Consider the following 9,837-nt stretch of genomic DNA (forward strand, 5'->3'; position numbering starts at 1 on the left):
ATCTACGGCGTCGTACTCCTCCTTGAGCGCGGCGATGTTGTGATCGATGCCCGCACGGGTCGCCTCGGAGATCTCCAGGCCATCGACGACCTGCCACTCGCCGCCGTCGGAGGTGACGGGGAAGCCGTAGCACAGGCCCGCGGGAACGCCGTAGTGCGTGCCGTCGGACATGATCGCGGAGGTCACCCACTCGCCCTCGGGCGTGCCGTGGATCCACGAGTACATGTGGTCGATCGCGGCATTCGCGGCGGAGGCGGCCGAGGAGGCTCCGCGCGCCTCGATGATCGCAGCGCCGCGCTTGGCGACGACCGGGCGGTAGGTCTCAGCCAGCCAGGCCTCGTCGACGAGCTCGGCGGCGGGCTTGCCGGCGACGGTCGCGTAGGAGACGTCCGGGTACTGGTCGGCGGAGTGGTTGCCCCACACGACGAGGTTCTTGATGTCGGCGACGGCGGCGCCGGTCTTGTGGGCGAGCTGGGCGACCGCACGGTTGTGGTCGAGGCGCATCATCGCGGTGAAGCGGGAGGCCGGGACGTCCGGAGCAGCGTTCTGCGCGATCGTCGCATTGGTATTCGCCGGGTTGCCCACGACGAGGACCCGCACGTCATCGGCGGCGCCGTCGTTGATCGCCTTGCCCTGCGGACCGAAGATGCCGGCGTTCGCCTCGAGGAGGTCGGCGCGCTCCATGCCCTGGCGGCGCGGCATCGCGCCGACGAGGTAGGCGACGTTCGTGCCTTCGAAGGCCTTGGTGGCATCGTCGAAGATCTCGACGCCCGCGAGAGTCGGGAAGGCGCAGTCGTCGAGTTCCATCGCGGTGCCCTCGGCGGCCTTCACGGCCTGGGGGATCTCGAGGAGGTGGAGCTTGACGGGGACATCGGGACCGAACAGCTGACCGGAGGCGATCCGGAACAGGAGGGCGTAGCCGATGTTTCCGGCGGCGCCGGTGACGGTGACGATGCGAGGTTCTGCCATGATGCGGCACTCCTTCATATTCGTAAGCGGCGCCGGATATCGACGCCGACTGGTGGCGGTGCGCACCGCGCACCCATGCCCCATAGCCTAAGCGGAGCGGCCCTCATCGGTAAGGGTATGCAGTCCCAGGATCCAAGAAGGAGGATCTTCTCAACGCGTGATCTCAGTCATTCCGCCGCCCATCGCCCTGCGGCGGAGGAACCGCCGGGAGCGCCCCGTCCTTCTCCTCCCCTCCCCCGGCTGAGCGCCGAGTCCTCCCCTCCGGCCCATCCGTGGATCCCCGCTCCCGTAGCCCGCTCCTCCACCCCGATCCCGGACCGCGGTGAACGCCCGGAACGGTGCTCCCGACTGACTACAGTGGAAAGGGGATCGATGCCGACAGCGGGAGGAACGGCGATGGGCGCCAAGAAGGATGCGAAGAGGGCCAAGGCCGAGGCGAAGGCGCGCGCGGAAGCCCTCTTACGCGCGAAGGCGATCGCCGAGGACGCGCGGGCGAAGAAGCGGAAGAAGAAGGAGAAGAAGGGGACGGGGGCGCGGACTCCTTCCGAACCCCGTCTCTCCGGCCCCTCCCGCGATTGGGACCTCGATCCGCGAAGCGCCCTCGCAGTGGGGCCCGACTTCGACCTGGCGACCGTCGCGCGCGACGCCACCCCGGGCTGGTCCGGCGGCCGCAAGGCCGCCGAGAAGGCCCTCGCGTCCCGCGCCGAGGATTTCTCCGAACTTCAAGAACGCCTCTACGCCTCGTCGAAGGGCGGGGGCCGCGACTGCGTGCTCCTCATCATCCAGGGGCTCGACACCGCGGGGAAGGGCGGTATCGTCCGTCATGTCGTGGGCCAAGTCGACCCTCAGGGCGTCGCCCTCACCGCTTTCAAGGCCCCGACGGAGGAAGAACGCGCTCACGACTTCCTCTGGCGGGTCCGTCCTCGTCTCCCTCGGCCGGGCATGATCGGGGTCTTCGACCGTTCGCACTACGAGGACCTCCTCGTTCCGACTGCCGCCGCGCTCAGCGGCGAGTCCTCGCGCTTCTCCGCTGATGAGGACGAGCTCAACCGCCGGTATCACGACATCTACGACATGGAGGTCGAGGCGATCCGTTCGGGCACCCGCGTGATCAAGATCTGCCTGGTCATCTCCTACGAGGAGCAGGGCGCGCGCCTCCTCGAACGCCTCGAGCGGCCCGATAAGCACTGGAAGTTCTCCATGGGGGACCTCGATACCCGGGACCGGTGGGACGCATACCAGCGCGCCTACACCGAGGTCATCTCGCGGACCTCAACCCGTATGGCACCCTGGTACGTCGTTCCCGCCGATCACAAGTGGTACGCGCGCCTCGCCGTCCAGGAGATCCTCGTCCGCGCCCTCGAGGAGATCGACCCGAAGTGGCCCGCGGCGGATTTCGATGTGGAGGAGGCGAAGCGGCGCCTTGACGCGCAGCGCTCGCCGGAGTCGCTGCATGCGCACCGGAACGAGCGGCTCGCCGCGCAGGCCGTCCCCGAATCCGCCTCCGCGTCGACGATCGTTCTCGAGCCCCTCGGCCCGATCGGGATCTGACGGCCTTCGGGGTCTGATGAACGGGTCCGGCAGACTCTTCGAGGTCTGACAGCCCGCTGAGAATCCCGGAAGGTGCCCGGAAGGCCCCGCCGCCCCCGAGCGGCCCCCTTCGAAGAGCGGGCACGATCGACGGCCATGCGCACGGGCGAAGAGCGGGCGCATGATCGAAGACCGGACGCGCAATGCGGGTGGCCTCCCCGCCTGGGGAAGGCCACCCGCACCTTCAGTTCGAGCCGGGCTTCGTCCGATCAGTCCCGATTCGCCCGGTAGTACTCGATGAGCGCCTTCGTCGACTGATCCTGTCCGGCCAGGGCATCCGCATCGCCCTCGATCGCCGGGAGGATCTGGAGCGCGAGCACCTTGCCGAGCTCGACGCCCCACTGGTCGAAGGAGTCGATCCCCCACACGGCGCCCTGGACGAAGGTGATGTGCTCGTACAGGGCGATGAGCTCGCCGAGGACGCGCGGGGTGAGCGAGGGCGCCATGATCGAAGTCGTCGGACGGTTGCCCGTGAAGACGCGCGCCGACACGATGTGCTCGGGCGTCCCCTCCGCACGCACCTCCTCGGAGGTCTTGCCGAAGGCGAGGGCCTTCGTCTGCGCGAGGAAGTTCGAGAGGAACAGCTCGTGCATGTCCTTCTCACCCTCCTTGAAGGGCCACGCCGGATTCGCGAAGGCGATGAAGTCGGCCGGGACCATCCGCGTGCCCTGGTGGATGAGCTGGTAGAAGGCGTGCTGGCCGTTCGTGCCGGGCTCCCCCCAGAAGACCTCGCCCGTGTCGTAGGTCACGGGCGCGCCGTCGCGGCGCACCGACTTGCCGTTCGACTCCATCGTGAGCTGCTGAAGGTAGGCCGGGAAACGGTGCAGGTACTGCGAGTAGGGCAGGACCGCGTGGGTGTCGGCGCCGAGGAAGTTCGAGTACCAGACGTTGAGCAGGCCCATGAGCAGCGGGACGTTATCCGAGGGCGCAGCGGTCGCGAAGTGCTCGTCCATCGCGCGGAAACCGGCGAGGAAGTCCTCGAAGCCATCCGGACCGATCGCGAGGGCGAGGGAGGTGCCGACCGCCGAATCCACGGAGTAGCGACCGCCGACCCAGCTCCAGAAGCCGAAGGCGTTGTTCGGATCGATGCCGAACTCGGCGACCTTGTCCAAAGCGGTCGAGACGGCGACGAAGTGCTTCGCGATCGCCTCCTTCTCCCCCGCCTCGTCGGTCGCCAGGCCGCGTTCGCGCAGCGCGCCGAGGAACCACTCGCGCACGACCTTCGCGTTCGTGATCGTCTCGAGGGTCGTGAAGGTCTTGGAGGCAACGATGACGAGAGTCGTCTCAGGATCGAGGCCCTTCGTCGTCTCGCCCGCATCCGTGGGGTCGATGTTCGAGATGAAACGGCACTCGAGGCCTTCTCGGACGAAGGGCTTGAGCGCCTCGTACGCCATGACCGGGCCGAGGTCGGAACCGCCGATGCCGACGTTCACGATGGTCTCGACCGGCTTGCCGGTGATGCCCGTCCATTCGCCCGAGCGCACGCGGTCGGCGAAGTCGTAGACCTTCGCGAGGACCTCGTGGACATCGGCGATCGCGTCCTGGCCGTCGACCTCGAGCGAATCCTCGGCCGAGCGCCGCAGCGCCGTGTGGAGGACTGCCCGGTCCTCGGTGACATTGATGTGCTCGCCCGCCAACATGCGGTCGCGCAGATCCAGCACGCCCGTCTGCTCGGCGAGCGCCAGCAGCTCGGCGAGCACGTCCTCGTCGATGAGATTCTTCGAGAGGTCGACATGCAGATCGGCTGCATCGCGCGTCCACGTGGCCGCCCGCTTCGGGTCGGCCGCGAACCAGGCCCGCAGGTCGGGGTCGAAAGCGTCGGCACGCGCGTCGAGCGCCTCCCACGCGGGCGTCGTCATCGGATCGATCGCCGGGATATCGGTCATGATGCTCCTGTTCTTGGAGGTTTCCTCGAGGGTCGAGTCTATTAGGCCTCGGATGAGGCGATCGTGATCGCCGACGCGGGAGTCCCGCAGTCCTTCATCGACACGATCCGCTGGACGGGGGTGAGTTCGCGCCACCACTGGTCGAAGGGCCGCCTGTTCACGATGTCGAGATCGTCGAACATGTTCTTCACGAGGCGCGCCTCGATCCGATTGCCCACCTGGCCGATGTAGACGCCCTCGGACTCGCCGCGGGTGAACTGGTTGTGCAAGTGCTCGAGCGCGCGGTTCGCGAGCCGGGTCGCCAGGAGCCTGTCGAAGGGGCTCGGAGCCCCGCCCTGCTGGAGGTGCCCCAGTGCCGAGTGGCGGACGTCGTAGACGCCGCCGGACTCCGCTTCGTAGACGGAGGCCAGGAACTCCCGGTCGTAGAACTTCGACACGGCCTCGTTGACGAGGACGAGGAACAGCCTGCGCCCCCCGGCGAAGGACTCGACCATGCGCTTCGAATCCTGCGCGATCGACTCGAGGTCGACCTCGTCCTCGTTGAGGTAGATGTACTCGGCCCCGGACGACAGGGAGGACATGAGCGTGAGGTAGCCGCATCGCCTGCCCATGATCTCGGCGACGAAGCAGCGCCTGGTCGCAGCCGCCGACTCCTTGATCCGGTCGAGCGCCCAGGTCGCGTTGTTGATCGCGGTGTCCGCGCCGATCGACAGCTCCGAGCCCGGCAGGTTGTTGTCGATCGACGCCGGGATGAGGACGATCGGGATGCGGAAGGCCGGGTAGCGATCGCGCTCGTCCATCATCGCCTTCACGGCGAGATAGGCGTTCAGACCGCCGATGACGACGAGGGCGTCGAGGCCGTTGCGTTCGATGGCGCGGCCGAGGGCGTAGTACTGCTCGACCTCGGGGACCTCACGACGGGTGCCGAGTTCGGCGCCTCCCTTGAAGGCCCAGCCCTCGACGTCCGCCCAGGTGAGCTCTCGGACGTCGTTATCGGCCAGGCCCCTCCAGGACCCGTTGACGCCGAGCATCGTCCAGCCGCGCGCGATGCCGAGACGGACGGCGGCCCGGGCGGCCGTGTTCATGCCGGGGGCGAGGCCGCCCGCATGGAGGACGCCGATGCGCTTGCGCGAGCCCTCGGGAACCGGGGTGATCTGCGGCGGGGTCGACAAGATCCGGTTGATCTCGACCATCGTCGTGAAGGATGTGCCTCGGCTCGCCTGAGCGGCCGGGAAATCGCCCGCCGCGATCAGGTCCTTGACCGCCCTCGTATCCCGAACGGCCTTCATCAGCGGGATCCGCGTCACGCGATTGTGGCGCACGCCCAGAATGCACGGCACGTCCTCGGGGCCCGTGGAGAGGATCTCCTGGACGGCGGCGTAACCGAGCAGTGTCGACATCCAGCGGTCGTAGGCCGAGGGCGATCCGCCGCGCTGGACGTGTCCGAGGATCGTGACGCGGGCGTCCTCGCCCGTCTTGTCCGTGATGGTGTCGGCGATGTGCTGCGTGGTGAGCAGATTGCCCTCGCGGTCGGTCGCGCCCTCGGCGACCAGGACGATCGACTCGCGACGGCCCGCTTCGCGTCCGAGGCGCAGGTGCTCGGCGAGATCGTCCTCCCAGCCGGGCCCCACCGGGTCCTCGGGGGTGAACACGTAGTCAGCGCCGCCGGCGACCGCGGCCATGAGGGGCAGGTAGCCGCAGTGGCGCCCCATCACCTCGACGACGAAGGTCCGCTGGTGGGAGGCCGCGGTACTGGTGAGCTGGTCGATCGCGTCGACGATGCGGTGGAGCGCCGTATCCGCGCCGATCGTCATGTCGGTTCCGACCATGTCGTTGTCGATCGAGCCGACGAGGCCGACGACCATGAGCGCCGGGTGCTCATCGGCGACCTCCTGGGGGATCGCGCCCTCGTCGACGAGCTCGCGCATGTGCTGGGACCATTCGCCCCGGAACTCGTCCGTGCCCGACAGCGAGCCGTCGCCGCCGATGACGACCAGGCGGTCGATGCCCCGTTCGATGAGATTGCGGGCCGCCGCGTGGCGTCCTTCGTAATCCCTGAACTCCGGGCAGCGCGCGGTTCCGATCACGGTGCCGCCCTCTGCGAGGATGCTCGACACGTCGGACCATTGGAGTTCCTTGATCGCCTCGCCGCCCTTGACGGCTCCGGCCCAGCCCTCCATCACGGCGAAGGGGCGCGCACCGACCGCGAGCGCCGTCCTCACGACGGCCCTCACGGCCGCGTTCATTCCCTGTGCGTCGCCACCGGAGGTGAGGACGCCGATGCGAGTGTTTCCAGTCGAGACGATCGTCTGACCGAGTTCGATGCCCATGTCGTTCCGTTCTGCCTGAGACTTCTGGCGCGATTGAGTCATGGGCAGTCTATGGCGCATCGACGCTCACGTGTGAAAACGTCCCGAGACGGAAGGGATGTGATCGACTGCGATCAGCGGGAAAAGCGCCCGCGTTCACACCCGGCGCACATATTCCCGCTCTTTCAGCGCCGTTCGGGGCGGGGCGGGAGTCGTCCTTCGGGGCGGGGCGGGAAGGGCGCTAGGGCGTCTGCCGATCCCGACCTTCGCCCGCCGCTTTTTCCCTTTGCTCGCGGAGCGTGGTCGACAAGATCATCACCGAGGCGTTCGCCGTCCGACGATGCTTCCTCTTGCCCGCAGGACATGCCCTCGGCCCGCGATTGCGCGCAGGCGAGGGCGCGAGAATCTCCGTCTCCCGGCCGTGCACTCCATCGACCGGGAGGCGGAGAAGCATCAATCGAGGCTCGTCGGCAGCGGGAATTCCTTGGACTCCCCTCCGACCAGCGTGAAACGGACCTTGTCCGGCACCGAGTCGAGGGGCACGTCGAAGATGAATTCGCCGCTTCGGGCCTCGCCCGGCTTGAGCACGTAGTTCTCGAAAGCGAGGAGATCATGGGGTGCCAGATTCCTCGACTGCCAGAATTCGATCTCCGTGCCGTCCTTGAGGACGTAGGTGATGTCGAGGGCGTCGTAGTAGTCCTCGCCCTCGGCGACCTCGCCCTCGTAGGCGACCTGAACCCTCACGAGGGCGCAGGTCATGCCCGACTCCAGCGAGGACTCGACGACTCCCATCGCATTCGGCGTCACGCCCTGGTACTGGATGCGCCAGGGGCCCAGCCTCATCTCCTCGAAGAGGTTGAATTCGTATCCTGCGGGGAATTGCCCGGTCATCAGCTTCTCCCTCGAGTCCCCGTCTTGAGAGGGTCCGGGATCGGGGGCGGGCTCAGGATCGATGATCGGGACGTCGATCGGCGCTTCGGCGGACTGCTTCACATCGGCGCAGCCCTTGAGGCCGAAGACGAGCATGAGGATGAGGAGCAGAGCGATGACGATGTAGCCCGCTACGCCCTTCTTCCCGAGGGCGCCGCCCGTGCCGTCGGCCGGGGGCATCATCGGGGCGGACGGTACGGCCCCGCCGGGAGGCAGGGGCGCGCCGGGCATCTGCTGACCGAAGGGCCGAGTCGGGGGCTGCGAGCCCTGGAATCCCGGTTGCGGGTAGCCCTGCTGATGAACGTAGGGAGGACCGCCCGCGGGCGGAGCGGAAGCTCGTACGTGAGGAGGCACGGCGGGCTGTTGGGCCGTTGCTCCGGCCTGCGGAGCCTGGGCAGGCTGACCGTAGGGCGTGTTCGGCATCGGGGGTTGCTGAGGGGCCGTCTGCTGAGGCATGTCGGCTTGCTGAGGCATTCCGGGCTGCTGAACGGGCGGAACGGGCTGGAAGGCCGGTGGCCCCTGGGGCGGGACTCCTCCTTGCTGAGGCATCGGAGGCTGTTGGAGGTAGGGCGGCGGAGTCGCTTGCGCGGGCGGCGCTCCATAGGGGGAGGCCTGAGTCCCCGCCGCCTGCTGCGCGTAGGGCACGGGCGGGAGCGGTTCCTGAGGAGCGGGCGCCGCATCGGCCAATCCGGGAGGATTCTGCTGCCCGATCGGAGGCATCGATGACTGAGGCCCCTCTCCTTCGGGCTCGCCCGAGCCGCCCGGGTTCGTCATCGGATCATCGCTCATGATGGGCTCCTTCGCACTCGTCGTCGAACGTACGGCAACGATCGCACAGAAACGGTCTTTGGGGGAGTACCCAAACAGGTCGGATTCACCCGCGCGAAGCACCCCAAAGGTGTGGGCTCCTCGGATGTGTGAGTGCAAGCGTCGAAGCTTCGTCTCAGATCCCCGATCCGGGAGTCGGCTCGGACCCCGATCCGGAAGTCGGCTCAAGCACCGATCCGGGAGTCGTCTCAGACTCGATCCGAAAATCCTCTTCAACCCCCGATCCGGGATTCGTCCCGAGCACCCGATCCGGGCTCGTCAGGCCCCACTCCAGACCCCGGTCCGAAAGTCATCCCAGGGCCCGATCCAAGGCTCTGCGATACTCGTGCCATGACATCCGAAAGTCGTTCGTACGTGAAGCGCGCAGCGCAGTGGTCCGGGACATGGACCCGCCCTCCTCTCTCGCTTCACTCGACTCCTTCAGGCGACCTCATCGTGGGCGCCGAAGAGGGCTCAGACGCTTGGCGAATCACTTCCTACGGATTCATCCATGACTCGGCTCACGCCCTCGTCGCTCCTGTCGAAGCACCGCGCGCGCTGGAAGTCGTCTTCACGGTCGACTACTCCGAGCAATTCGACCAGGCCGGCCTGTTCATCGAATCCGGCCCGGAGGAATGGCTGAAGGCCGGGGTCGAATTCGCTGACGGTGCGCCCCAGCTCGGGGCTGTCGTCACTCGGGGAATGTCCGATTGGTCCGTCGCTCCTCGACCGGATCTCGCTGGCCGCAAAGTGCGGCTCCGCGCCTCATGGGCGGGCGATGCCGTCACCCTGCGTGCAGGCGTCGACGGCCAGCCCCTCTCATTGCTGAGAGTCGCGCCGTGGACACCGACCGCACCCGTTCGCGCCGGGCTCTTCTGCTGCGCGCCGACCCGTGCAGGCCTGGAAGTCGTCTTCCACGAATGCGGGTTCGTCGACGCGGACGCCTCACTCCACTGAGTCCGAGCTTCGTTTCGTCCCCGGCAACAACTCGGACACCCGACCGATCCCCGCTGACCACAACTCGCACACAACACCCCTCACCCCCGGCAACAACTCGGACACCCGACCGATCCCCGCTGACCACAACTCGGACATGACACGCCCCGACCCCGACAACAACTCGGAGAGTCAAGGGAGGTTTCGAGCAAAAAAGAGGTGAATCAGCCGATTACTGACCGACTTGTAGCCAGCAACCCGCAGGAACCCCACCCCCGCTGACCGACTTGTAGCCAGCACACCCCACAAGGCGCATCCTCTCTGACCGACTTGTTGCCGCCTTCACGGCCCGCGAGGAGAAGGGGAACGCGCATGACCCCGCCTTATGGGGTTGCCCCCTCCGCCAACAA

Annotated in this window: 6 protein-coding genes; 2 read left to right on the plus strand and 4 right to left on the minus strand. The window is 67.5% G+C overall.

The window, feature by feature from the left end:
- Nucleotides 1–969: malate dehydrogenase (locus ACQY7V_RS00565; RefSeq protein ID WP_428638426.1), on the minus strand; the 969-nt coding region annotated here is incomplete at its 3' end.
- A 396-nt stretch (nt 970–1,365) separates the two neighbouring features.
- Here ACQY7V_RS00565 and ACQY7V_RS00570 point away from each other — a divergent pair.
- Nucleotides 1,366–2,520, plus strand: coding sequence for a PPK2 family polyphosphate kinase (locus ACQY7V_RS00570; RefSeq protein WP_428638428.1), 1,155 nt, complete (start codon nt 1,366–1,368; stop codon nt 2,518–2,520).
- A gap of 248 nt (nt 2,521–2,768) precedes the next feature.
- Here the strand turns inward: ACQY7V_RS00570 and pgi are convergent, their stop codons facing one another.
- From pgi to ACQY7V_RS00585, 3 genes are all read right to left on the minus strand, one after another.
- Complete coding sequence (gene pgi / locus ACQY7V_RS00575; RefSeq protein WP_428638430.1) at nt 2,769–4,445, minus strand: glucose-6-phosphate isomerase; 1,677 nt, start codon at nt 4,443–4,445, stop codon at nt 2,769–2,771.
- 41 nt (nt 4,446–4,486) lie between these two features.
- Nucleotides 4,487–6,775 (minus strand): 6-phosphofructokinase, encoded by a 2,289-nt coding sequence (locus ACQY7V_RS00580; protein WP_154477019.1) that lies wholly within the window; start codon nt 6,773–6,775, stop codon nt 4,487–4,489.
- 432 nt (nt 6,776–7,207) lie between these two features.
- Nucleotides 7,208–7,867, minus strand: coding sequence for a hypothetical protein (locus ACQY7V_RS00585; protein ID WP_303773544.1), 660 nt, complete (start codon nt 7,865–7,867; stop codon nt 7,208–7,210).
- Between the two features lie 975 nt (nt 7,868–8,842).
- Between ACQY7V_RS00585 and ACQY7V_RS00590 the strand changes: the two genes are divergently transcribed.
- Nucleotides 8,843–9,448, plus strand: coding sequence for a DUF1349 domain-containing protein (locus ACQY7V_RS00590; RefSeq protein WP_154476357.1), 606 nt, complete (start codon nt 8,843–8,845; stop codon nt 9,446–9,448).
- Nucleotides 9,449–9,837: the final 389 nt, after the last annotated feature.

This window comes from Schaalia sp., from assembly GCF_050312375.1.
Classification (GTDB): domain Bacteria; phylum Actinomycetota; class Actinomycetes; order Actinomycetales; family Actinomycetaceae; genus Pauljensenia; species Pauljensenia hyovaginalis.